The following is a 648-nucleotide window of genomic DNA, read 5'->3' as shown; positions in this document are numbered from 1 at the left end:
CAAGAATATTAATAAGCCCAAAACATATCAGTGCAAGGCCAAACTCAAACAAAAACAAATTTTCAAGTTGACCATCAATCGCTAAATAAGGTGAGATAATACGTGATAGCGGAATACCAAACTGCACCAGACCAAATCCTAAAATCAGTCCACTAATGCGCCGCGCAGTAGGCATGCCTTGTAGACAATAAAAAATAGACAATACTGTCATCGCACTAGCTACCACCCCACTAAAGCCACGCGCGATAAGTTCTAAATAGTAAGGCTCAATACTAATGCCAGTCGCACCAGATAATAGGTTGCTACTAACCAACCACTGCATACTAGTCGCTGATAACAAAAAGAATAAGGTAATTTTGCTAAACAACGACATACCAAACTGCTGACGTATTTTATAAAGCAAGACAGTAATGCAAACATTGGTCATGTTATAAGCGACAGATATCCAGCCGCCTTCAACAGGGGTTAAGCCCATGTCACCTTGAATTTGAGTAAGGTTAGCGACCAATAAGCCGTTTTGAAAACTGGCGGTTAGACCGATAAAGATACCGATGAGTAAGTAGAGTACCTTGCGACGTGTAGGATGATCAGGGGTAGCAGGAGAGCCCAACATAAACGGCTGTTCATGGGGCTTAAATTGGTATTCAG

1 pseudogene is annotated in these 648 nt (G+C 41.7%); it reads right to left on the bottom strand.

The annotated features are described in order from the left end of the window. Positions 1-648: pseudogene (locus ACS8FD_RS21575) on the bottom strand (MFS transporter); the annotation flags it as partial.

This window comes from Psychrobacter sp. 1U2 (assembly GCF_051847575.1).
This window is presented reverse-complemented; position numbering and strand designations above follow the sequence as displayed.